This window comes from Virgibacillus ainsalahensis (genome assembly GCF_055380755.1).
Genome location: NZ_AP043943.1, coordinates 467855 through 492724, shown reverse-complemented (window position 1 = coordinate 492724; position 24870 = coordinate 467855). Strand labels below are relative to the sequence as shown.

Genomic DNA, 24870 nt, shown 5'->3' with positions numbered 1-24870 from the left:
CCTTTTCGGGCTTCACTTTTAAGTAGACTGCTCCTTTAGCTAATTATTGTTTAAGAAATCACTTTATACTACTGGTAATAAACATGGTGTGACTGCTAAACTAGAGTAGACAGTTTTTGCTAGATAAAAAGAAACACTTATTTACCCAAATATACCAATAAAATATAGATACTTTCCATTGTAAAATGTTTATATCCTATAACATACAACAGTGGAGGTAGCAGAAGGTGGATAAGTGGGAAATGTATATGGAAATAAGTCAGTTAATCAAAAAGGGATTCAGTAAGACGAAGGTGGCAGACAAGCTAGGAATATCAAGATCAACAGTATATCGTTATCTAAAAAAGTCTCCTTCGGATATGACTGAGTGGGTAGATTCACTTCAAACGAGGAGTAAGAAATTAGATACTTATAAAGAGCTGATATTATCTTGGTTGAGGGAACATCCAGATATGTCCGCCGCACAAGTAGAAGATTGGCTAAAAGAGAAGTACGAAGATTTAAAAATAGGTGAAAGTACGGTTCGATCATATGTTAGAGAGCTTCGAGAGGAATATAAAATAAAGAAGGAAACTTCACCACGAATATATGAGGCTATACCCGATTCACCTATGGGTGAACAAATACAAGTTGATTTTGGTCATACTAAACAGAAAGCAGTCGATAATAAGGAAGTAAAACTAAACTTTATAGCTTTTGTATTATCTAATTCTAGATATAAATATAAAGAATGGTTAGATAGGCCTTTCACTACTCAAGATGTCATCAAAGCACATGAAAATGCATTTAGGTGGTTTGGGGGAATTCCAAGTGAATTAGTATACGACCAAGATAGTTTAATAGTCGTCAGTGAGAATGGCGGGGATTTAATTTTAACGCAAGAGTTCCAACAATATAAAGAATCTAGGAATCTAACCCTTCGTGTTTGCCGCAAGGCGGATCCAGAGAGTAAAGGAAAAATCGAAAATGTAGTTGGTTTTATTAAACATAACTTCGCTAAACATCGAGTATTTCATAACATTGATTCTTGGAATGAACAGGGTTGGGAATGGCTCAATAGAACTGGAAACTATAAAATTCATCATACAACAAAAAAGAGACCGGTCGAAGTGTTTTCCCTGGAAAGACAACACTTAAGACCAGTCACCAAAAATCTAGATATAAAATATAGCTATGAAAATAGTATATCAAGATGTGTCCATAAGGACAATACTATTCGTTATTTATCTAATCGTTATTCCCTTCCATTGGCGACGTTTGGCAAGTATGAAACTGTCTGCATTAAGGAAACCGAAGAAAAGGAATTAATCATTTATAGCCCTAAAACAGGTGAAATCATCGCAAAGCATAATATCCCTGACGGGAAGGGGTTATTGATTAAAGATAGGAAGCATAGCCGAGATAGAACAAAAGGTATTGATGCATTTATGAATACCGTTTCCCAGCAATTTAATGACAATGAGATAGCTTATGGTTATCTACAAAAAGTAAAAGAAAAGTACCCTCGATATATTAGGGATCAGCTTCAAATGATATTAAAAGAGACAAAAGTAAATAACAGGGAAATTCTATCGGCAGCATTGAATGAGTGTATAAAAAAGAACCTTTATGGTGCAACAGATTTTAGCGATGTCGTCGCCTATGTAAAACAACACCGACAAGTTGAAGACACAGTGACTGACACCGCTGAGAATGTAACACACTTAAAAGGGGTTTCTGGTTTGGTTATGGAGACGGAGACTCAAAAAAGAGAAGTGGATACTTATACTGCCATATTGGAAGGTGAGTCAATATGAGCCAGTTGAACCAATTGAAAGAGTTGATGAAGACTCTACGTTTAGCAGAAACAGCGAATCACCTTCCTACATTAATTAGAGAAGCTGAGCAAAAGGATTCATCCTTTACTCAGTTCCTCTTAGATGTAGCAAAATATGAACAAACTAGGAGAGAAGAAAAGCAATTAGAAAAACGATTTAAATGGGCTACATTTCCTTTCCAAAAGACATTAGAAGAATTCAATTTAAAAGAACAGAAATCATTGAGCAACAAACATTTGAATAGATTGAAGGATTTAACGTGGATAGAACAGTTACACAATATCATTCTATTAGGACCACCAGGTAGTGGGAAAACTCACATTTCAATCGGGTTGGGTATTGAAGCGTTAAACCAAGGTTACAAGGTTATCTTTACTACGATGGGAGACCTTGTCCACGTACTGAAAACGGAGGAAATTACTCGTAAATCACAGACGAGAATGAAAAGAATAAGAGATGCAGATTTAGTCATTATCGATGATTTGATGTTTATGGCAATGGATCAACAGGAAGCAAATATGTTTTTTCATTTGATCAATGATTTATATAATCAGTCATCCATTATTTTAACATCAAATAAAGGACCAAAAGAATGGGGTGAATTATTAGGAGACCAAGCAATTACAACAGCAATATTAGATAGAATTTTACATCGGGTTGAGATTATTCATTTAAATGAAGATAGTTACCGAATGAAACATAGGTCGACCATATTTGGGCAAGAAAGTGTTTCAAATTAATGAGCATAAATTGTGTCTTTTTACTTGACGGTCACACATGGAGGCATCTTGGTTCATAAAAATACGATTTCCGTGATAGAATGTCTTAATTTTGATGGATTTGAATCCAACCTCGGATAATATTTTTTTAAGGCTTTCATGCGAAAAACCATTATGAACCTTTGGATGATTTACTTTATCGTTTTTATCAAAATCAATAATGATTAATTTGCCACCATTATTTAAAACATTAAATAATTCTTGGAGAATTTTTTTAGTATCCGGAATATGAAGAAGAACGAGGGACATTAAAACTATGTCTGCCTTAAGTTTAGGTGTTTCTTCGGTAAAATCTGCATAAGTCACCTTGGAGTTTGCCATTCCATTGCGAGAAATTTTTTCTTTTGCAACATCCAACATTTGTTTTGATGAATCCACCAACAAAACAGAATCCACCAAGTCCGATAATTCTAAACCAATTAGACCAGTACCACTCCCATAGTCCATTAAAGATTTTGATTTACTATTTCGTAATTCTGGTCTTACTTCTTTAACTATAACTTTGGCTAATTGAATTCGTTCTTCTGTATCATATTTTTTTGCCATCTGTTCAAAAACATTATTTTCCATATTATGCTCCTTTAGCTTCAGTATATTTCTTTACAAAATTCCCTATCTGGTCTGATTTATTCCCCAATATAGCCCTGTTATAGAAGAAGACGATATGTAACTAAAGCACCGTTTGCACCAAGAGAATACAGATTTATTTAAGCTTAATCCAAAATCGTTTCAAAGTGTTTTTTTGCTCGTCAATATAATCCCAATCGCTTGTCCCACCGTTATTTATTATAACTTTTTTTGATGCTGCATTCGTTGAATTACAAACTAAAAGGACTTTTTCTAAATCTAATTCCCTTGCTTTTTCCAAGGCTAATGAGAGAATTTGGGTAGCATACCCCTTTTTTCTTTTTGATGGTCTAATACCATATCCAATATGTCCGCCTGTATTAATCAGTGGTTCCGTTAAGCGATGACGAATATTTACGACACCAATCAATTCATGGTTATCTACCAACCAATAAGTGGAACTTGCTGGTACCCAGCTTTCTGGTGGTTCTAGCCCTTTTTCACAATCAGATAAATAATGAAGCATTGATGGAAAATTATCTGGTCCCTTTTTTATTACGAAGGGTATCATTTCCTCTCCACTTTCCTTCCACTCTTGATAAAAATCCATATACTTCTTCTTTAAGTCAATTGTTGGATGTGTTAAGAACATTAGAATCCCCCCTTCATACGCCATATCTGGTTCATCCTTAACGATAACCATATAATTGCCGTGTTAAAAAGCCTCCTCTCATTTACTGCTTATCAACCTTTAACTGATTAAAGGTTGATAAGTAGCCAATCGTGGTATCTGCAGTAGTATATTCTTTTTTAATAAACTCTAATATGCTGAACCTTAATCTTATCCCAATTTGATTTCCAAGTTTTCTTCGCTATACGTTCCTCATAGATAGCAATACGATCTTTATCCTCTTTAAAATAATCGGTTGGCTTTACCTCTAAATTTAGAACATCATCAACTCCATGTGGGGCAGCTAATGTTAAAGCATTACCTTCATCCAATTTTACCCCCAAGGATGTTGCTGTTTCTGGAAATTTAGATATAGCATCAACAGACGATGAATAAGGTGGAATTGTATTAACAAGGTGCATTCTTGCCTCATTCTTTACAGACCAAGGTACATTAGGGTGCATATTACTCAGCTTTTGCTCCAGCCTTTTTTCTTCAGTCTCACTTATATTTGTATCATCAAAATAAATTACATCAATATCAGGCATAGGTGTCCTTTCGCTATATCCATGTAATGTATCCCAAATTTTTGAACGGACAAAACCAGCACACACCCACCAATCGGGTAAATTTAATGACTTTGCCGTAGTTAAAATATCCATCATCCAATCATCTTCATTAATTATTTGTAAAATGTCCTTTTCACTCTTTAAGTCCATATTAGCCCCGTATGCTCCCCTATTTTCATTAATATTTCCCCATCCATTTATTATTGTTCGCTTGTTTGTGCGTATAGCGTTAGTTCAATAAAGCTTTATTTTAATAATGACATAACATTCGAAAAACAACCACAAAAGAAAAAGACGATCTTTTGATAATCGCCTTATTTAACTCTTGCGCCCTGTAAAGGAAAACTTATTAAGTTAAATATTCTAGACTAAGCCCTACGTAAATTAGTACTGATACAGCTATAAAACCAGAAAAAAATAACCCTTTTTGAAACTTGGTCCAATTCTTCATCCAGCCCCAACGTTTTCGATCTACATCCAACCAAAGGAAATCCACGATTACTGTTAATACAATAACTAAGAAAGCCGCAAATATACCCAAGGGCGCCCCCTCCATTTTGTTAGTAATATAACTATACCACTAAAAAACCTAATAATACCAACTGTTAAAACATTCATTTATAGAGCATTATCTCGAAATCGAGTCTTCAAGATAGCTGCCTTTAGCTTAATAATAATTAATTGTTTGCAATATGTTATAATAAAATGTAATAGACTGGCTTCGCATGAGGGGTTTGGTAGCACTGTCGATCTGCCGTTAGTCTTCAGTGGGAGACTTCCTGGGAGGGAGGTGTATGCCTATGGACATTGTTAGTGCGCTAACGCTTATGATTTCCTTCGGGATGTTAGTAGCGTTTATCGTTTCTGATAAAAACCATAAAAAATAATCCCTCATGCACTCTAGCAGGTAAGTGAGGGATTATTTTTATCTCGCTGCCTACCCCTCTTGACGGGGTTCGGTCTATTGCGACCGCTCCATGTAGCAGCATGGGCGGTCTTTATTAGTGTATGCACTTATTATCTTTCTATGTTAATTATACCACGAAATCGTTGTTTGTACACATTTAATTATTTTTAGGGCCTTAACCATCACGTATCAATAAGACTTCTTATTCAATAAGTGCGCTCGATTCTTGAACAGTCTCTTTCTCATATTAGCTGGAGTCTTTCTAATCAAATAACCCTTTAATTTTATTAATGTCTTTTTCGCTTAATTGTTTATTCAGAGTGCTATTAAGCAACGACAACATTTCTTCTGCTAGCCGTTCCCCTTCTTCTGAAAGTAAAATATCAACGGAGCGCTTATCTCTCTCATCGGTTTTACGTTGAACCAATGACTCTCCCCGATACTTTTCCATCCTTGATACTAATCGAGATAATGCGCTATGACTCAGACCGACCTTTGGAAGCAGATCTGATAAACGCATTTTCTTTTCGTCCGTTTGTGCAAGGAAGTATAACAGATAAAATTCATTAATGCCTAATTGATATTGATGGTGTAACGAATAGTCCATGGCCTTCAATAGACGATCATGATATTTCGTAAGGTTAATCCAAGTTGCAAACAAATTATTATCGTTCATATTTATAACCCTTTCCGATTCAATGTATTGACACAATTATAGCATACTGTTTAATATATGTATGTGCAAGCAAATAAATGAATTGATATTGAGTGTATTTGTTATACTCAATTATATTTATATGCATGCGCAAACAAATGAAAAGGAGGTATTAACATGAATAATTTATTCACCCCCTATTCCAACAAAAATTTAGAGTTAAAAAACCGTATCGTCATGTCACCGATGTGCCAGTATTCAGTTGTTAAAGAAGATGGTGCTCCAAACGATTGGCATTTTGTACACTACGTTTCTAGAGCTGTCGGTGGAACGGGGCTAATTATCATGGAAATGACGAGTGTAGCACCCGATGGCCGAATTACTAATGCTGACCTAGGACTTTGGTCAGACCATCAAATTCCAGAATATCAACGAATCATCAGTGAGATTCACAAACACGGCGCTAAGGTCGGTATTCAAATTGCACATGCGGGACGCAAAGCTGAAGATGCCACCCAGCCTGTTGGCGCTTCCAATATTCCTGTTGAGGTTCTGCCAGAAGAAACGATAAATGGTGAACTAAAATCTCCAAGAGCTTTAACAACACAAGAAGTTCAAGAAACCGTTCAACAGTTTAAAGAGGCTACTGAACGAGCCGTTAAAGCAGGGTTTGACACGATTGAGTTACATGGTGCTCACGGATATCTATTGCATCAATTTATGTCACCAAGCATCAACAACCGTGCCGATGAATATGGAAAAGACTTGGCGCTTTTTGGAGAAGAAGTCGTTAGAGCAGTTAAAAACGTCATGCCTAAAGCGATGCCTCTCATCATGCGGATGTCTGCAATTGAATACGTGGACGGTGGCTACGATTTATCGCATTCGATAAAAATGGCTAAACGTTTTAAAGAAGCAGGCGTTGACCTTTTCCATGTATCCAGTGGTGGTGAAGGTCCTCCAGGAAAAAGCAAACCGAAAAATACCCCGGGGTATCAAGTTCCTTTTGCCCGTGAATTTAAAGAGCAACTAGGTCTTCCGGTTATTGCTGTTGGGAAATTAAGCGATCCTGCCCTTGCAGAAGCAACAATCTCCAATGGAGATGCTGAACTTGTAGCTATTGCACGAGGCATGCTCACTGATCCTTACTGGGGATTACACGCAGAAAAAGCATTGACTCGTAAAGTAAATCCTCCTTTTCAATACGCAAGGGGAATACGATAGAAAAGGTTTCCTTAATGGAAGCCTTTTTTATTAAACCAATTTACATAGCTCTCATTAAGCCTTCTTTGGTTTATTTTCCTCTACAGAAACATTTAGTTTGATCTTGCTCTTCAACAATCTGACCCGATTACGACACATATTTATTCGGTTATCCCGCCCGTTTCGGTAAACAATAATTGCTTATTTTAACGTTAATCGCAATCAAATATTAATCAGTTTTATTTTGTTTTTTTGATTTAATGATAATAAAAGAAGATAACAGACGATCAATTTCATCAATCATGTCATCTTCTTTCGAAAACCACCATTCAAGCACATCTTCTCCTTGTTCGTTCCGCAAAGAAAGCTTGGATTTGATCCAAACACTTGTTAAACTCCTCTGTAAAATGAACCGAAAACTTCCGGTTATCTTCTTTGGTCATGCCGCAACTCCTTTAATTCTTTTGCGGTATAACGTTTCATGTCCGAATTATCAAGAAAACGTTGGAGAGATTCCTTTAATTCCGGATATGTTTCGATTTCCTGCGCCAAATTATCGGGTTCTTCATTCGTGGAAGTATCGTGCACTTCTAAAGAGAACAGTTTTCCATCGGCCACAAACATTGCCGCATTTTTGTCATCCAATGCATTCGCGAGTTCTTTTTTCACATTTTCGCTTAATGCTCCCATTATTCATCACCTCAGAAGATTTCGTTTTTTATTACCATTATTATAACACAGTATAAGATCTTCCCAGACATCATCACATCATTTCAATAGGGTAAATAAAGATTTACGAATCAACCCATTACCTCTAAAAATATTTGCTATAAAAATCATGGCTTGATTTCCCACTGAGATGAGCATAGTTTCTTGTAGTTTCGCTTTTTTTCATGACCCAGAAGGCTTTGGATCACTTCTAAAGTCGCCCGTTGTCTATTAGCTGAAGAAACGGCCTCCTCGTTTAAAATAATTTAACAAGTTCATCGAAGGTTTCAATTGCATAATCATATTCATTTACTTGTCCAAATCCATACGTGGCGTAGACAAATGGAATACCGGCGTATTGGGCTGCCTTTCGATCCCCTTCCGTGTCACCCACATAGACAGGTTTGGTTAAGTGATTTCGTTCCATGATTAATTTAATATTTTCTCCTTTTGAAAGACCCGTTCTCCCTGGATTTTCATAATCTGTAAAGTATTTTTCTAATTGATGAAACTTGTAAAATGCTTCAATATATCCATCCTGACAATTGCTTACAATGAAAAGCTTATATTTCTGTGAAAGAATCCGCAATACATCTTCTACTTGGTCAAAAAGAATCCCGCCCTGTTCTCCTAGAAATGTATTTTCTACTAGGCAGCTTTCTTCTAAAAATCGATTCCGTTCCTGACCATTTAAGTCCGGGAACAGTTTTTTTCCTATCTCGGTAAATTGAAGTCCCATGACACTCTGAAGATCTTCCTTCGTTATGTCCCTTTTGATTTGCTTGTAATCCTTCATCAAACTATTCCACGCCAGCAGGACCGTGTCTGTTGAATCCCATAATGTCCCATCTAGATCAAAAATCATGCTGTCCATCTATTTAAACTCCTTCAACGTATTTCGTGATTTCAATCAAAGTCCCATTAAACTTTTTTCATTTAACAATTACAAATCATCACTACATTTCCATCTGGGTCTTTTATGTTAAACCAAGCTGTATCGCCTACCCTCTCTATTTCTCTTACAATTTCAATACCTTTGTCTTTGATATATTTATATGCCTCTTCAATTTTCGGAGCAAATAAATTAAAAATTGGGCTTGGACTTATATTATGTTTGAAGTCAGGATCAAAGGTGTGGTCATCTAAAGTTAGAGAAGTTGTCCCTACTAAGGGGATGTTATAAACAGGTGATACTACTTTATCTAAATCAACATCCAGCCCTAACAAATCAGTGTACCATGTTGCTGAGACCTTCAAATTTGTTACATGAACAAACACACCATTCATTTGGTTTTTAACGGGGAATGTTTTTTCCATTTTAAAATCTCCTCCTTTTTCCACCACTTCTATTTTTCTATATTGTTGTTGATATTTCCTTTTAGCTTCAACGTTTAAATGGGGGAATATATCGACCATCGATATCGGAAAAATAGGTACTCTTTTGCCAGATCATCGACTCATAGCAACTGCCCGGATTTTCCCATGACATCTGGGTCGCCTGCCAATGCCTTATCCCACGTCCAACATAATAAGGTGTTTCGGTTCGCATTAATTCTCCTGACTTAATAAATGTATCATCCTTGTTTACTAAAAGTAGCATTATTTGTTCCATTGAAGAAATTCTAAACGATTACCAAACGGATCGTTTACATAAAAACGCTTAGCGCCTTCCAGCGGCTCATCTTCTTTTACCTCAAACCCTTTATTGGTTAGTCTTTCACGTAGTGCTTCTAAATTCTCAACATGGAAAGCGGGATGAGCCTTTTTAGCAGGAATGAAGTCTTCTTGAATGCCAATATGCAATTGATGTATTCCGCATTGAAACCAAACACCACCACGCTTTGCTAAATTTACAGGTTTTGGGATCTCCTCCATGCCAAGAATACTGCTAAAGAAATGACGAGCTTCATCCTCGCTAGCTTTTGGTGCAGCCAGTTGAACGTGATCAATTCCAGTGAAAGAATACAACATAATTAAACACACCATCCTTTTTCCATATCCGTTCTATGAAAGTATACCTTGAATAAATTATAATTAGAAATATTCTTTTTATATCGAAATACATAAGCATTTCTTATCACTTCGATATGACACTCCCCGTAAAGACAGAGCGCAATCGCGGTTGAATTTAGTGGAAAAGCTTTTAACGATTTTCTCCTCTTGAGAAGACTCTCATCGGACAAACATACAAGCAACCCCTATCTTTTTTCATAAGGTAGGTTGAGGTGGTTAAATGAAAAAAATAATCTTATTTGCCGATACAGGTATAGATGATACTATCGCGTTAACATACGCGCTGAAGAATCCCGAGGTAGATCTCATTGGAGTGGTCAGTGGCTACGGTAACATCGATCGGGAAAAGGCGTATAGGAATGTCGAGTACTTGTTGGAACTAGCAGGCCGTACAGATATTCCTGTCATCGCTGGTGCTACACGTCCCCTGAGCGGTGAGGAACCTGCCTTTTTTCCTGAAATCCATGGTATAGAAGGATTGGGTCCGATTAATCCTCCAATTCCAGAAGAACGTTATGCAAATCGGACGAATTTCAGTAAGCTGTTCCAATTAATCAAGAACAACCGTAATGAGGTAACAATCGTTAATGTCGGACGATGCACTTCTCTGGCCATTGCTCATTATTTAAGTCCTGAAGTGATGGAAGATGTAAAAGAAACCTATGTGATGGGGGGAGCTTTTATGGAACCTGGCAATGCGACCGAAGTAGCGGAAGCGAACTTTTACGGTGATCCCATTGCCGCTAATTACGTTTGTCAAAATGTAGCTAACCTGACAATCATACCTTTAGATGTGACAAGGGATGCCTTATTGACCCCAGGAGTTGTCAATCTCATCGACACTCGTTCAGATTCACCTTTAGAAGAGATAATCAAACCGATCTTAGATTTCTATTATGAAGTCTATCAACAACAAGAGCCAGGTATTCCCGGGACACCGCAACACGATTTGGCTGCTTTAATGGCTGCTCTTGATATTGACGGGTTGTTTGAGTACAAAAAACGAGAGGTTAAGGTTGAATATAAAGGTAATTTTGCATACGGTAAAAGTATCGCTGACTTCCGACCAGGGGCGAGTAATTGTTTTGGACCAAAATGTACACGTATTGCCCTGAAAATTAATCAGGATGTTTTTGTCTCAAACGTCCTTGAAATCTTAACAAATCATAAATAAAGTGGCTCCGTTAGTGAAATTGAAGAATAATTAGCGTATTTTACATGGTTACAGGGAATCCCCAATGAATGTGTCAGCAAACATTTGTGTCTAACGGGGGACGGGGGGACAGGTCCATCGTCCCACTTTCCCCCTTGGTTTAGAGAGGAGATTACTCCTTTTACTATGTAGATGTACGAATGGAAACTGCTAGAGAACTTGGCTTTTCGCCAAGCTCTTATGGCCAAAGCCCGCACTTATGCAGTAAGAAAGTTTTATCCTTTCTTAACCGCGAACAATGAAAAGCAAATACCCTGCATTCCTAGTCTCCGGAATGCAGGGTTATTGTATGCATAAAGCATAAGTGAATTCTGATAAAATGAGAGAAAAGAGAATGAGTCGAACCGATTATACAAAAATGCAAATTCTTATCTTTAACCTTAACCACCTGGGACAAGGAACCTGTCCCTGCGTCCCATCCACTTAAACAATAGGTGAATGTGAATGCCCGCTTAAGGACAAACTATCCGTAACCAATGAAAGAAGAAGGAGGCTATTGAGATGAAAAAAATATTTTTCGGTGTTTTATCATGTGTATTTGCACTAAGTATATTAACTGCTTGCAATACGGACAACTCTGACAACACTAAAGAAGCTGAAGATGATAATAACACGGGAAATGAGGTGGATGTGGAAGAAAGTGCAGACACATTAAATAATGATATCAAAGATAAGGGGATCGACGAGGAAAAAGATCCCAAAGACAATCCAGAAGATGTAGGTGAAGATCAAGATAATAAGTATGACCAAACCCGTTAAGAAAAATATATAATAAACTGCTTCGCTATGCTAAAATATTGCTTCCTTTTCCAACGTTTTAGCCTTTTCATCACGAAGGCTGATAGGAAAAATCGGTAAAGCAAAAAGCTTGGGAAAAACCCAAGCTTTTTGCTTATCTACAGGATTGAAGTGAAAGGCATGTCGTTATGTTTCACTTAATGTAGCCTCATGCATTTTTCTTCATATCATTTCCTTTTACCAATAAACCACCGCCGTTATTCAGGTATTCTTCAATGCCTTCAGCAGCACGATAAGACATCGCTCCTATTGTTTCTGTTGGATTAAAGGCGGGAAAATGGGGAAATGCAGAACCTCCTACAACAAATAAGTTATCCATTTCCCACATTTGTGAATAATTATTCACAGCCGAAGTGTTGGGATCTGCCCCCATAATGACACCACCAGCAAAATGGGATCCCGAATAATCATTTTGGAATACCTTGTCTATTTTGTCTTCCACAATAAAATCTGCACCCATCTTTTCCATCACTTCTCTACACTTATCCATACCGAAACGCATAAGCTTCGTATCCTGGTCGGTATACTCGTTTGTCACCCGCAGAAGACGGTCCCCATAGAAATCGGTATAGGTTGGATCAAGGTCCAAATAATTAAACTTCCAGGGCAATGTCGGCTGTTGAAAACGGATAAACAAATGACGATTCGCATAGTATAGAGATTTCTCTTTAAACTCACGCCCCCATGATGGTGTACCTTCTGGAACATGATTATTCTCTATTGGCCGATAGCCATCCTGCCTGATTTCCACCATGCCACCATGAAGGAAATCGACATCCTTATGGTCAAAATTCTCTCCAACGAAATCCGGTACCGTTGCACCTAAAGATCCTGCCCCCATAAAGGTGTTGAACTTTTCATTATCAAAAAAGCCCCTGACACCTAATAATGATAAAAAATGTCCCGTGAAATTTTTCCCGATAACCCCTTGTCCAGTTTTCGGGTTATAAGGTGTGCCAATATCTGATAATAATAAAAGACGATTATTTGCGAATGTAAATGCAGCAAGAACGACAACATCTGCAGGCTGTTCATATTCAATACCTGTTGCTGTATCCACATACATAACGCCAGTGGCACGTTTGCCATCATGAATCACACGACGAACATGAGATCTCGCTCGCATTTCAAAGTTTCCAGTTTCTTCAGCAGTAGGAAGAACAGTCACAAGCGGATCCGACTTCGCACCATAATCACATCCATACCCTGAACAAAAAGCACAATATTGGCATTGACCAATTGTTTGGCCATCAGGATTTTCATAAGTCTCTGTAACATTTCCTGACGGTGTCATATAAGGATGGTAACCCAGATCCGTTGCCGCCTTTTTAAATAAACGAATCGATTTCGATGTTTTCATGGGAGGATTCGGAAAATCATCTGACCGGTGTGGCCCTAGAGGATCTGGTTCTCCGGAAATACCTGCTATTTTTTCATAGCGATCATAATAGGGTTCCATTTCATCATAAGTAATCCCCCAGTCTTGAAGTGTCATGCCCTCAGGAATTTTATTTTTGCCATACTTATCAACCGTCTGACTATATATTTCAAAATCATAAGGATAAAATCGAAAAGAAGCTCCTGCCCAATGAACACTTCCGCCCCCGACATCGTCACCGATCAGAATTTGTGACTGTGTACGAACAGGAAGCGCCGTTATATCTCTTTTATGTCGAGACGTAATCGTTTCCTTGGATAAATTTTGCATCATTTCATAACGGGTTGAAAAGCGCAGTTCATCTTTAACATGGACATAATCCTTGATTGCTTTCTCTTCCCCCCGTTCTAAACAAACAACCTTTTTCCCTGCTTTTGCCAGTTCTGCGCAAATTGGACCACCTGCCCATCCACTTCCTACAACGACAACGTCAACTTTGTCCAATTTTTCCGCCATTTAATCACTCCTATTTATTAGTATTCGCAAATCTACCAGCTTCGAATACAATTGATTACATTCATATCTACTTTTTTGTTAGCTTTTGTTCATCTTTCAAATACAATGCTAGTGATGGTCACGCAGGCTCATCGGTTCCATTTTGACAAATTCTTCCGATTCAATCACATCTATATACGCCGGGATAGCTCCAGGGAATTCCTTCATACGCCACCCATCCATATTTCGATTTCCACCATAAAGCGGATCCGCATAGCAGCCTTCGATGGTTGCTTGTCTCAACAACGAGAAGAAAGTTGATGAAGGTACACCGCGCATGTCAACTTCATCGTTATCAAAAGCACTCAGCACTGCATTCTGCTGCTCCTCCTCCAAATTAACAAACGAATCGCCATGTTTTTCATTACTCACCTCATCAATTTTGCGAATTCCAGCCGTAAATATTTCATTCCGTACCATACTTGATTGATATTGGTGTTCAGGCTCTCCTTTTTGAAAAGGCCCGTACATATATTCCTTGGCATTGTACCCCCATTGTCCTGCCAACTGTTTATCTATAAAGTACGGGGCTCCCAGAGCAATGGCACCGGGGCCATTCTCATCTTCAGGGTAGATTCTTTCTGTTGCTGCGCTCAAGATATCAAAGTCCTCCTTACGACTAAAATACATACGGGCTTCATCAAATTCTTGCTTTCCTTGATTTTTAACTTGTTCATTGGAAGAATCCGTTTTCCATTGGTTTCCGATAATGCCACCAAGCACCCCACCACCAACAATTCCTCCGGTAACAAGACCCGTTTTTTTCATAAATGAACGACGACTGATCGAGGAATCAGTACGTGAATGATTATCCTTGTTTTTATCTGACATATGTACACTCCTTTGACTTTAGACTGTAAATATATGTATTGTTTTCGTTCTTAGCATGACGCAACTTAGAAAAATTATACATTTAATCCAGATCTTTCTGGGGACACGGGGACAGGTCCATCGTCCCGCTTTTCCCCTTGGTTTAGAGAGGAGATTACTCCTTTTACTATGTAGATGTACGAGTGGAAACTGGAACAAAGAGAAGCAAATACCCTGCATTCTTAGTCACTGGAATGCAGGGTATTTGCTTCTTTTTATTGCATGCATAAAGCATAAGTGAATTCTGATAAAATGAGAGAAAAGAGAATAAGTCGAACCAATTATACAAAAATGCAAATTCTTATCTTGAGCCTTACTCCCTGGGACAAGTTACCTGTCCCTGCGTCCCAGAAATAACAAATACTCCGCCACAATGTGATAGAGGATAAAAGCTGGATTTACAGAATTTCATTGATGCTTGAAGTTCATCAGCAACAAAATAAAACTCATCTTCATCCCAATCATTTACGTGTTCTTCTCTACAATTTTCTAATTCTTTGCGCGTTTGAAAAGCAACATCACCAATAAGAAGTTTTCCATCGTCTTTCAATGACTTTAGCAAATCTTTTATAAAAATGATTTTCTTTTCATCAGATAAGTGATGCAATGTATATGAACTAACAATAGCATCATATTTTTTATTTTGTACCTCTGTAGGCAACCCCTTAGTAATATCCCACTCCATTAATCTAGCTTTAGGCATTTTAGCGTTAGCTATTTCCATCATTTTTGAAGAAAAATCTATCCCATCAATTTGATGACCGTTATCATATAGACGACTTGCTAATATTCCTGTTCCAAAACCAATATCTAATACCTGTGATTTATCCTTTTGCATCACTTCATTAAATATCTGATTTAATATTTCTTTATATCCTGCAAATGGGTAAGATTGGGTTTCCTCGCTTACCTGTACTGTCTCATCATAATGGTCTGCCCATAAATTAAATCCCTTATTATTTAACAAAATGTTCCTCCTAATCCTGACCATCAAGCATTTTTAATTTGTCACTCAACAGTCACCTTTTTATAAACTTTTTAGGATTTCCAGGTCATTCTCAGATACTAAGATAAGACTCTATAGCGTTTTTCATATGGTTAACGAGTGCTGTCACCTCGGAGTCATGTCCTTCCGACTTATCAACATATTCTCCTCGATAGGCTTTTCTGGCTAAGTCGAGTATGACGGCATGTTCTTGAGGTAACCGAGGCATAGCCCATAGTGCAGCCACATCTTTTGGAGAGATTTCACCAGTAGACACTGTCTGCCACATTCGGGCCAAGGTTAAAATTACATTACGCTCATCACCCTTGATACCCTCCATTAATCCCGGCAAAGAGTCTTTCATCGCTCTTCGAATATCTGTCATCGGCACCGGATCAAGTATATCTGAAGCATCGGGACCAAAAAGAGAAACGCTATTCATTCTTACTTGTGTTAAAACAATAGCTAAATCAGGGTCATAAGTTGCTTCCTGGACTTGTCCTTCCTCAAATTCATTCCTAAACCACTCGCCATAGATAAATTCATTTCTTGGTGGATATTGCCAGGGTACAATATCTTCACGGTTTATAATCGTGACTTCAAGTGGCCTCATAGAATCTATATTTCCTATCTTTCCAGATATAAGCATTAGTCTATCTGTTAGTTTCCTTCGAGTTATTTTAGATAAACCATGATCTACAACCACTAGGACATCTACATCACTGTTAATACGCAAGCCACCTTTTACTGCAGAACCAAATAGAAATACCCCGACTACCGTTCTGCCAAGCAACTCCTCTAGAATTCTTAGTGCTTGAATCGCTTGCTTCGGTATTATTTCATTATTCAAATCGCTCATCGACTACAAACTCCTCGAATCAATATCATGCTTAAATTTTAACACAAGGGACACAGGGACAGGTCCATCGTCCCACCTCTCTCCTTGGTTTAGAGAGAAGATTTCTCCTTTTATTATGTAGATACACGAGTGCAAACTGGGACAAAGAGAAGCAAATACCCCGAATGCAGGGTATTTGCTTCTTTTTATTGCATAAGGGCATGAGTGAATTCCGAAAAAATGAAAGATAAGAGAATGAGTCGAAACGATTACACAAAAAAGCAAATTCTAATCTTCAACCCTAACCACCTGGGACAAGGTACCTGTCCCTGCGTCCCATCACGGACGAGGCCACATATTCGGAATCCTGGAAAGCCTGCATCGTCTGCTTTATGGAAGTTTTTGCATCCTCTAGAGCCATTGTTGAAAGCCGGCTTTTTCTCAGCAAATCTCAAACATCTACAATACACGTTTCATATCATCTACAAGCATTTCAAGTTCTTCAGACCCCATGCCGTCATATTTTTTAACAATTTGCCCATCAGGATTTATTAAATAAAAACTAAATCCATGAGATCTTTGATTTGCACTTCCTTTTTGCAATGCAATTTTAAACGTGTTTTCTGATATATGTTGGATCGTTTCAAATTCATAACCTGTCAAGAAGTCCCATGTTTCCAAATTTGCACCATAACCCAGTGCATATTCCTTCAAAACGTCCGGTGTATCATAAGCCGGGTCTACACTAAATGAAACAATTTGCGGGCTAAGACTATCTCGTTTTAACTTTTGCTGCACATCTGCCAAATTAGCAGTTGTCATCGGGCAAATTGTACGACAATTTGTATACATAAAATTTGCTATCCACCATTCACCTTCAAGATCGTCCAAGCTCAACATCTCACCATCTTGTGTTTCAAATTCAAAGTCAGCCATAGGTTCGGACATATTCGTATCTATTTTGTCATTACAAGCAGCCAGAAATAAAACCCCAAAAATAAAGAGAACTTTTAATATCTTCATATCTATCTTCCTTTTTCGCACAACATTTCATTACGTATCTGAAACGTTTGTCTCACTCTCATCCTTACTTTTTGTTTCTTCATCACTATCAATCAAATCATTTGTTGAACTCTTAAATTCACGCAAAGTTTGTCCAGCTGCTTTGCCTATTTCCGGAAGCTTTTTCGGACCGAAAATAATAAGAGCCAACAGGACGATGAGAATTAAACCCGGAATCCCAATCTGTGCCAGTCCCATGATACCTCCCCCATTCATTAAATAGTAGTGATTCTAAAACATAAAATTATTTCTTTTCCACCAAAAGACCACCCTCGTCTAAATATTTCTCTATTCCCTCTGCAGCGCGATAAGCTAACGCTCCAACCGTACCTGTTGGATTATAATTACCGAAATGAGGAAATGCTGATGCACCCACAACAAATAAATTTTCTGCATCCCACATCTGCAAGTAATTATTCACTGCTGATTTCTCTGGGTCATCTCCCATAATGACTCCCCCAGCATAGTGTCCACCAGTGAAAGTATTACTAAATTTCTCCGGGATCTCGTCCTCATCAATAATATCTGCTCCCATTTCTTCCATCACTTCTTTGCATATTTTCTGTCCATATCGGTTTAACTTAACATCCTGATCCGTGTAATCATAAGTTATACGCAGGAGTGGGTCACCAAAATCATCGACGTATGTCGGATCCAAATCTAAATAATTTTGCTTCCAAGGTAAAATAGCAGATTGAAATCTAACATGTAAATTTCGATTAGCATAATACAAGGAGTTTTCCTTAAATTCTTTCCCCCATGCTGGCGTTTTACTTGGAACATGATTACTGGAAATAGGTGCATCTCCATATTGTCTAATTTCTACTTCCCCACCATGAAGAAAATCCAAATCCGTATGATCTATATTATCCCCACTAAAGTCATCGAAAGTAGCTCCTAATGCACCTGCTCCCATATGAAGATTAAATTTGCGATCGTTGAAGTAACCTCTAACTCCTTTAAATGTGACTGCCAGATGCCCCGTAAAGTTTTTTCCGATTACACCTTCACCAGTTTCCGGATCATAGGGTTTTCCAATTTCAGATAACATTAATAACCGACTGTTTGTAAAAGTAAATCCGGCTAAGACCACAGCTTCAGCAGGTTGTTCATATTCCATTCCAGTCTTTGTATCCACATATAATACACCAGTAGCTCGCTCTCCGTCGTAGATTACCCGGCGAACGTAAGAACGGGATCGAACTTCATAATTACCCGTTTTAGTAGCCGTTGGCAAAACGGTTACAATAGGGTCTGCTTTCGCACCAAAATCACATCCGTATGCCGAACAAAAAGCACAGTACTGGCATTGATAAATCGTTTCGCCATCAGGGTTTTCATATGTTTCGGTATTATTAGCTGAAGGATGTTGATACGGATGGTAACCTAGATTAGCTGCTGCTTCCTTGAATAAACGGATATTTGGCGTTTCAACCATTGGAGGATTCGGATAGCTATCAGATCGCTCGGGTCCAATTGGGTTTTCTTCGGCAGATATTCCAGCAGTCTTTTCATAACGGTCATAATATTTTTCCATTTCATCATAGGTTATTCCCCAATCCTGCAGCGTCATTCCCTCAGGTATCTTTTTCTCACCATACCGTTCAACAGTCTTACTGTACACCTCAAAATCATAGGGTAAATAACGGAAAGTTGCACCCGACCAATGAGTGCTTCCTCCCCCTACATCATTTCCGACTATCATGTCATCCCGTGTTCTAACGGGTAACGCTGTCACATCCGAATTAGTTCGAGAAGTAATTGTTTCTGAAGATAAATTCTGCATCATTTCGTGACGGGATTTAAAACGTAATTCATCTTTAACGCCCCTGTAATCTTCTAATGTCTTCTCTTCACCGCGCTCTAACCCAACAACTTTATATCCCTTTTTGGTAAGTTCTGCAGCAGCAATACCACCAGCCCAGCCTGTACCAACAATCACAACATCTACTTTATCCAGTTTTTCAGCCATTATATTACCTCCACAAAAAATAAACTATTGTTGAAAGTCTTTTAAACTAATAGGATCCATTTGTACAAATTCTTCTTCTTCAATGACATCAATATAAGCAGGTCTTGGACCTGGAAATTCCCTCATTTTCCATCCCATCATGTCTTTATTACCACCATAAAGCGGATCTGAATAAACCCCTTCTAAGGTCATCTTTCTAAGTAAGCTGAAAAAAATATCAGACTTAACCCCAACCATATCGACGTTACCGTTTTCAAATGATGTTAAAATTTCAATTTGTTGTTCTTTCTCAGCATCATAAAAATTCTGTTCCACCTTATTCTGACTAATCTCGTTCAGTTTTCTTAACCCAAAGATAAAAATATCCCCTCTATTTAACCTGGACTGATATCCGTAATTCTCAATGTTTTTACCTTGTACAAAAGGGCCTTTCATATATTCTTTGCTGTTTACACCCCATTCCCCAGCCAATTGTCTATCGATAAAATAAGGAGCTCCTAACTCAATCGCACCAGGACCATTCTCATCCTCAGGATAAATGCACTCGGTAGCCTGCTCCAAAGCTTTAAAATCTTCAAGCCGCGTAATAAACATCCGCGCTTCGGTATAATCCTTCTGATTATTGTCACTAGCAGGTTCTATTGTTGGTTCCGTATTAAATTGATTAGTAAAAAATCCTCCAAGAACAGAGCCCCCAGCTAGCCCGCCAAGTACCAATCCAGTACCCTTGACAAATTTACGGCGACTCAAGTCCTGCTCTTTGTTCGAATCGTTCGATGGTGCATTACTATTTTCATTATTCTTGTTATCTGTCATGTTTCTTCTCCTCTCCGTCATTTATAAATAACGAAACTAAAAGAATAAGATTCTCTTTCTATTGACAGGAATGCATGTCCCTCCCCTGAATCATCCTATATATATGCTCTTTTAAATGAATTAGATCACCTCTATTTCATGCTATCTATCCTAAACGCTATAAGAAGAACTCCCTCTTTAATTTTATATGATTGATATATTCTTTTAATGATCAAATATGAAAATAGTTTATTCAGGGGGGACACAGGGACAGGTCCATCGTCCCACCTCTCTCCTTGGTTTAGAGAGAAGATTTCTCCTTTTATTATGTAGATACACGAGTGCAAACTGGGACAAAGAGAAGCAAATACCCCGAATGCAGGGTATTTGCTTCTCTTTATTGCATAAGGGCATGAGTGAATTCCGAAAAAATGAAAGATAAGAGAATGAGTCGAAACGAGCTGTTGCACATCACCCGAATCTAGTGAAACATCAACCTCAAGCCGGTGCGCATCACCCGAATCTTTCGAAACATCGCCCCCGAGTCAGTGAACATCACCCGAATCCTATGAAACATCAACCTCAAGCCGGTGCGCATCACCCGAATCTTTCGAAACATCGCCCCCGAGTCTGTGAGCATCACCCGAATCCTATGAAACATCATCCTCAAGCCGGTGCTCATCACCCGAATCTTTCGAAACATCGCCCCCAAGTCTGTGAGCATCACCCGAATCTTATGAAACATCAACCTCAAGCCAGTGAGCATCACCCGAATCTAGTGAAACATCAACCTCAAGCCAGTGAGCATCACCCGAATCTTGTGAAACATCAACCTCGAGCGGGTGCTCATCACCTGAATCTTTCGAAACATCACCCCCGAGTCTGTGAGCATCACCCGAATCTTATGAAACATCACCCTCAAGTCTGTGAGCATCACCCGAATCTTATGAAACATCACCCTCAAGCCGGTGAGCATCTCCCGAATCTTTCGAAACATCGCCCCCAAGTCTGTGAGCATCACCCGAATCCAGTGAAACATCAACCTCAAACCGGTGCGCATCACCCGAATACCGCCAAACATCGCCCCCCGAGCCGGTGAGCATCACCCGAATCCTATAAAACATCACCATCAAGCCGGTGCTCCCCTCCTTGGGACAAGGTACCTGTCCCTGCGTCCCCCGAACTGTTAATCCAGCCTCTCAATAATTGTTGCATTTGCCATACCATGTCCTTCACACATGGTTTGCAGTCCGTAGCGTCCACCTGTTCGTTCCAATTCATGCAGCATTGTCGTCATGAGTCGACCACCACTGGCTCCAAGTGGATGTCCAAGTGCAATCGCACCACCATTTGGGTTCAGTTTTTTCGAATCGGCACCGGTTTCCTTAAGCCAAGCTAGCGGTACAGAAGCAAATGCCTCATTGACTTCAAAAATATCAATATTATCAATCGAGAGTCCAGCTTTTAGCAAAACTTTTTCCGTTGCAGGAATTGGCCCTGTCAGCATTAACGTCGGATCAGAACCAACAACAACGCGGGCAACCACGCGGAATCGAGGCTTTAACCCGAGTTCCTCCGCCTTTTCATGTGACATTAATAGGAGTGCTACAGCACCATCACTGATCTGACTGGAGTTTCCAGCTGTTATGCTTCCATCTTCCCTAAACGCAGGGTTAAGTCCGCCAAGCTTTTCAAGACTTGTATTGTCTCTAGGCCCCTCATCATCTTTTACGACAGTTTGCGTTCCATCAGGAAGTGTAACGTCCAATGGCATAATTTCTCTTTCAAAACGACCATCACTTCTGGCACTAACCGCCTTCGCATGACTTTCCAATGAAAATTCATCCATTTGTTCACGACTGAGGCCCCATTTATCGGCAATTCGGTCTGCAGACAGCCCCTGATTAATGATTTCATACTTAGAAGTTAACGCCTCACTCAATTGGACGCCCTGCATATTCGAGCCCATCGGCACACGCGACATATTCTCTATCCCACCTGCCACCACAACATCCATATCTCCACTGATAATTGCCTGTGCAGCAAAATGCACAGCCTGCTGACTCGACCCACACTGGCGGTCAATGGTTGTCCCTGGAACCTCCACTGGATATCCCGCAATTAACGCTGCCTGTCTTGCAATATCAAAAGCCTGTTCTCCCACTTGGGACACACAGCCATATATCACATCCTCCACCAACTCAGATGAGATACCTGCTCTTTTAACAACTTCCTCTAATGGCTTAGCTGCCAAATCCTCTGCACGAATTCCGCTCAAAGCCCCATTACGTCTTCCTACTGGTGTTCTGACTGCTTCTACGATTACTGCTTCTCGCATCATTACCATCCCTTCCCCTCATCAATTTTCATTCCATAATCAAGCCTGTTATACCGCATGTTTGATCACGACCTTCCAGTTCACAACATTTGTAAACCCTTACAAAAATTAGCGAATTTTATAACCCCATATTTTTTGCAATAATGACTTTCATAATTTCATTAGAGCCTGCATAAATCGATGAAACTGCTACATCGCGATACCTTCTCGCAATCTCATACTCTTCCATATAGCCATAGCCCCCATGCAGCTGCATACATTCCCCTGCCACTTTCTTTGCCAGATCCGTCGTCCACCATTTCGCCATCGACACTTCTGTTACGACATTTTCTCCCGAAACATGGTCCTCTATCAATCGATTGATGAACGTCCAGCCGATTTGAATTTCCGTTTTCATCTCCGCCAATTTAAACTGGGTATTTTGAAACTGGCTGATACTTTGGCCGAATGCCTTTCGTTGTTTTACATAATCAACCGTTAGCTCCATCATGGTTTCAGCTGCTACGACACTTTGAATCCCTACCAATAATCGCTCTTGCTGCAGCTTTTCCATCAAATAATAAAAACCTTTCCCTTTCTCCCCCAATAAATTATCGGCAGGAACACGAACATCCTCAAAAATGAGTTCACACGTATCATTTGCATGCTGACCCACCTTCTCAAGCTTTTTACCCTTTGTAAATCCTGGAGTATCCGCTTCAACAACAAACAGACTAATTCCTTTATGCGCCGGTTCAGCTTGAGGATCTGTTTTACAAACAACCACAATTAAATCTGCCGAATACCCATTGGTGATAAATGTTTTTTCCCCATTTATCACATATTCCTCACCATCTCTGATTGCAGTTGTTTTGATGGCGGCCAAATCCGAACCTGCTCCCGGCTCTGTCATCGCAATCGCTGAAATCAAATCACCAGTTATCGCTCCAGGCAGCCAGCGTTCCTTCTGGGATTTTGTGCCAAAGGATTCGATATAAGGCATCACAATATCGTTATGGAGACCAAACCCGACCATTGCTGTTCCAATCCTCTCAAATTCTTCATTAATCACAACAGAATAACCAAAATCGGCTCCAAAAGCCCCGTATTTTTCATCCGCCCATGGGCAAAGAAAACCTTGTTCCCCTGCCTTTTTCCAAAAAGACCTCGGAACCTGCTGATCGCTTTCCCATTGATCAAAAAAAGGAACAGCTTCCTTCTCCAGAAACTTCCGTAACGAGCGACGAAAAATATCATGCTCTTCCTTAAACAAAGACCCTTCCATGTAAAGACCTCCTTGGGACACAGGGACAGGTCCATCGTCCCACTTATTTTTGATTTAGCGAGGAGATTATTCCTTTTTGTGCAAACGCATGAGACCGGAACAAACAAAAGCAAATCTATAAAAAAAGAAGCTGGCAGGTCTTGCACCCAGGTTGAGTAAAATCTAACCTTTTATCTGCCGGGACAATGAACCTGTCCCCGCGTCCCACTTCATTACCAATAAGGTTCTTCTTCGTTGGACAACTTTAAAATAACCGGATATAAACCAAATATAAAGAAAATAAAAATAACACCAATAATGAGTGCCGTACTAACTGAAAAATCGAACAGAACGTTAATTGGTAGTATTACTACTAATGGAAGAAAAGATAATGCGCTACTTCTCAGTCTGGATGATGCTGACTCATATTGCTTTTTATAGCAGTGTGGGCATTTCAACCTGAATAATGTTTTAATCGTTTGTTTCCAAGTCCATTTTTCACCGCAATTCTGACAAATTGGCATTTAAACATCCCCTTTCCGTCCTGTATCGTTAGTGGTGAAAACATCTCTTCACAAACTCTTGTATTCATTATAACGTATTTATTGTTAATTCTAAATTTACTTACAGGGAAATTAACACATCAAATAGCAATCTTTTTAGCATAACAAATGGCAGAATGACAATAATTGTTGTCACTCTGCCATTTACAGTAAGATATTGGGTGTTAATTTAAGTCTAAATATTGCTTTGCAGACTAATAATGCAGGGATTGGCATTTAATTTGTAGAATATAAAAAACTCTTATCTGCCTCCAAAATACTTCCAACTCTTTTTCGTATCCCACGTTGAATTGTTTTAAATCATACATAATTGTACATGGAGGGGAAGCTGAAACAAAGAAAATAAGGCCTTTCGCTAAACTGTTGTAGCGA

At 39.0% G+C, this 24870-nt stretch carries 27 protein-coding genes; 5 read left to right on the top strand and 22 right to left on the bottom strand.

Features of this window, described 5'->3' with window-relative positions; all coding sequences use genetic code 11:
• Nucleotides 1-227 precede the first annotated feature (227 nt).
• Nucleotides 228-1796: an IS21 family transposase gene (gene istA / locus ACZ427_RS02230; protein WP_461180033.1), complete on the top strand. Its 1569-nt coding sequence runs from the start codon at nt 228-230 to the stop codon at nt 1794-1796.
• The gene (gene istB, locus ACZ427_RS02225; protein ID WP_464883432.1) at nt 1793-2557 is read left to right on the top strand and encodes an IS21-like element helper ATPase IstB; all 765 of its coding nucleotides are present in this window, start codon (nt 1793-1795) and stop codon (nt 2555-2557) included. Before istA ends, istB begins: the two co-directional genes overlap by 4 nt.
• Here the strand turns inward: istB and ACZ427_RS02220 are convergent.
• The 4 genes from ACZ427_RS02220 to ACZ427_RS02205 form a co-directional block, all read right to left on the bottom strand.
• Nucleotides 2549-3166, bottom strand: a complete 618-nt coding sequence (locus ACZ427_RS02220; protein WP_464883509.1) for a class I SAM-dependent methyltransferase — start codon at nt 3164-3166, stop codon at nt 2549-2551. The two genes, istB and ACZ427_RS02220, sit on opposite strands and share 9 nt — an antisense overlap.
• A gap of 133 nt (nt 3167-3299) precedes the next feature.
• Complete coding sequence (locus ACZ427_RS02215; protein ID WP_461179229.1) at nt 3300-3821, bottom strand: GNAT family N-acetyltransferase; 522 nt, start codon at nt 3819-3821, stop codon at nt 3300-3302.
• A 152-nt stretch (nt 3822-3973) separates the two neighbouring features.
• Nucleotides 3974-4552 (bottom strand): nucleotidyltransferase family protein, encoded by a 579-nt coding sequence (locus ACZ427_RS02210; RefSeq protein WP_461179135.1) that lies wholly within the window; start codon nt 4550-4552, stop codon nt 3974-3976.
• Between the two features lie 1019 nt (nt 4553-5571).
• Nucleotides 5572-5985 carry a MarR family winged helix-turn-helix transcriptional regulator gene (locus ACZ427_RS02205; protein ID WP_461179136.1) on the bottom strand — a complete coding sequence of 138 codons (414 nt, stop codon included), beginning with the start codon at nt 5983-5985 and terminating at the stop codon, nt 5572-5574.
• A gap of 156 nt (nt 5986-6141) precedes the next feature.
• On the opposite strand from ACZ427_RS02205, the gene ACZ427_RS02200 reads away from it, so the two are divergent.
• Entirely contained in the window at nt 6142-7188 is a 1047-nt protein-coding gene (locus tag ACZ427_RS02200; RefSeq protein ID WP_461179137.1) for an NADH:flavin oxidoreductase/NADH oxidase, read from the top strand.
• A gap of 208 nt (nt 7189-7396) precedes the next feature.
• On the opposite strand, the gene ACZ427_RS02195 is transcribed toward ACZ427_RS02200, so the two are convergent.
• From ACZ427_RS02195 to ACZ427_RS02175, 5 genes are all read right to left on the bottom strand, one after another.
• Nucleotides 7397-7528, bottom strand: a complete 132-nt coding sequence (locus tag ACZ427_RS02195; RefSeq protein WP_461179138.1) for a hypothetical protein — start codon at nt 7526-7528, stop codon at nt 7397-7399.
• Between the two features lie 65 nt (nt 7529-7593).
• Nucleotides 7594-7857: a hypothetical protein gene (locus ACZ427_RS02190; protein ID WP_461179139.1), complete on the bottom strand. Its 264-nt coding sequence runs from the start codon at nt 7855-7857 to the stop codon at nt 7594-7596.
• A gap of 274 nt (nt 7858-8131) precedes the next feature.
• Nucleotides 8132-8749, bottom strand: coding sequence for an HAD family hydrolase (locus ACZ427_RS02185; protein WP_461179140.1), 618 nt, complete (start codon nt 8747-8749; stop codon nt 8132-8134).
• Between the two features lie 62 nt (nt 8750-8811).
• Entirely contained in the window at nt 8812-9291 is a 480-nt protein-coding gene (locus ACZ427_RS02180) for a VOC family protein (protein WP_461179141.1), read from the bottom strand.
• A 183-nt stretch (nt 9292-9474) separates the two neighbouring features.
• Nucleotides 9475-9846, bottom strand: coding sequence for a VOC family protein (locus tag ACZ427_RS02175; protein WP_461179230.1), 372 nt, complete (start codon nt 9844-9846; stop codon nt 9475-9477).
• A 262-nt stretch (nt 9847-10108) separates the two neighbouring features.
• On the opposite strand from ACZ427_RS02175, the gene ACZ427_RS02170 reads away from it, so the two are divergent.
• Together ACZ427_RS02170 and ACZ427_RS02165 are read left to right on the top strand one after the other, a co-directional pair.
• Nucleotides 10109-11062: a nucleoside hydrolase gene (locus tag ACZ427_RS02170; protein ID WP_461179142.1), complete on the top strand. Its 954-nt coding sequence runs from the start codon at nt 10109-10111 to the stop codon at nt 11060-11062.
• Nucleotides 11063-11602: 540 nt separating this feature from the next.
• Complete coding sequence (locus ACZ427_RS02165; protein WP_461179143.1) at nt 11603-11860, top strand: hypothetical protein; 258 nt, start codon at nt 11603-11605, stop codon at nt 11858-11860.
• A 187-nt stretch (nt 11861-12047) separates the two neighbouring features.
• Here the strand turns inward: ACZ427_RS02165 and ACZ427_RS02160 are convergent, their stop codons facing one another.
• The 13 genes from ACZ427_RS02160 to ACZ427_RS02100 form a co-directional block, all read right to left on the bottom strand.
• A complete protein-coding gene (locus tag ACZ427_RS02160) occupies nt 12048-13793 on the bottom strand; it encodes a GMC family oxidoreductase (RefSeq protein WP_461179144.1) in 1746 nt (581 codons plus the stop codon).
• Nucleotides 13794-13901: 108 nt separating this feature from the next.
• On the bottom strand, nt 13902-14663 hold the full coding sequence (locus ACZ427_RS02155) for a gluconate 2-dehydrogenase subunit 3 family protein (protein WP_461179145.1): 762 nt from the start codon (nt 14661-14663) through the stop codon (nt 13902-13904).
• Between the two features lie 352 nt (nt 14664-15015).
• Entirely contained in the window at nt 15016-15669 is a 654-nt protein-coding gene (locus ACZ427_RS02150) for a class I SAM-dependent methyltransferase (protein WP_461179146.1), read from the bottom strand.
• Nucleotides 15670-15760: 91 nt separating this feature from the next.
• Nucleotides 15761-16546, bottom strand: a complete 786-nt coding sequence (ant(9), locus tag ACZ427_RS02145; RefSeq protein ID WP_461179147.1) for an aminoglycoside nucleotidyltransferase ANT(9) — start codon at nt 16544-16546, stop codon at nt 15761-15763.
• A 438-nt stretch (nt 16547-16984) separates the two neighbouring features.
• Entirely contained in the window at nt 16985-17548 is a 564-nt protein-coding gene (locus tag ACZ427_RS02140; protein WP_461179149.1) for an SCO family protein, read from the bottom strand.
• Between the two features lie 30 nt (nt 17549-17578).
• On the bottom strand, nt 17579-17785 hold the full coding sequence (tatA, locus tag ACZ427_RS02135; RefSeq protein ID WP_461179150.1) for a twin-arginine translocase TatA/TatE family subunit: 207 nt from the start codon (nt 17783-17785) through the stop codon (nt 17579-17581).
• Nucleotides 17786-17831: 46 nt separating this feature from the next.
• Nucleotides 17832-19559, bottom strand: a complete 1728-nt coding sequence (locus tag ACZ427_RS02130; RefSeq protein WP_461179151.1) for a GMC family oxidoreductase — start codon at nt 19557-19559, stop codon at nt 17832-17834.
• A 24-nt stretch (nt 19560-19583) separates the two neighbouring features.
• On the bottom strand, nt 19584-20375 hold the full coding sequence (locus tag ACZ427_RS02125) for a gluconate 2-dehydrogenase subunit 3 family protein (RefSeq protein ID WP_461179152.1): 792 nt from the start codon (nt 20373-20375) through the stop codon (nt 19584-19586).
• A 460-nt stretch (nt 20376-20835) separates the two neighbouring features.
• Nucleotides 20836-21099, bottom strand: coding sequence for a hypothetical protein (locus tag ACZ427_RS02120; protein ID WP_461179153.1), 264 nt, complete (start codon nt 21097-21099; stop codon nt 20836-20838).
• Nucleotides 21100-21129: 30 nt separating this feature from the next.
• Complete coding sequence (locus tag ACZ427_RS02115; protein ID WP_461179154.1) at nt 21130-21435, bottom strand: hypothetical protein; 306 nt, start codon at nt 21433-21435, stop codon at nt 21130-21132.
• Nucleotides 21436-21540: 105 nt separating this feature from the next.
• Nucleotides 21541-22692: a thiolase family protein gene (locus tag ACZ427_RS02110; protein WP_461179231.1), complete on the bottom strand. Its 1152-nt coding sequence runs from the start codon at nt 22690-22692 to the stop codon at nt 21541-21543.
• Between the two features lie 118 nt (nt 22693-22810).
• A complete protein-coding gene (locus ACZ427_RS02105; RefSeq protein WP_461179155.1) occupies nt 22811-23956 on the bottom strand; it encodes an acyl-CoA dehydrogenase family protein in 1146 nt (381 codons plus the stop codon).
• Nucleotides 23957-24168: 212 nt separating this feature from the next.
• Nucleotides 24169-24459, bottom strand: a complete 291-nt coding sequence (locus tag ACZ427_RS02100; RefSeq protein ID WP_461179156.1) for a TIGR04104 family putative zinc finger protein — start codon at nt 24457-24459, stop codon at nt 24169-24171.
• Nucleotides 24460-24870 lie beyond the last annotated feature (411 nt).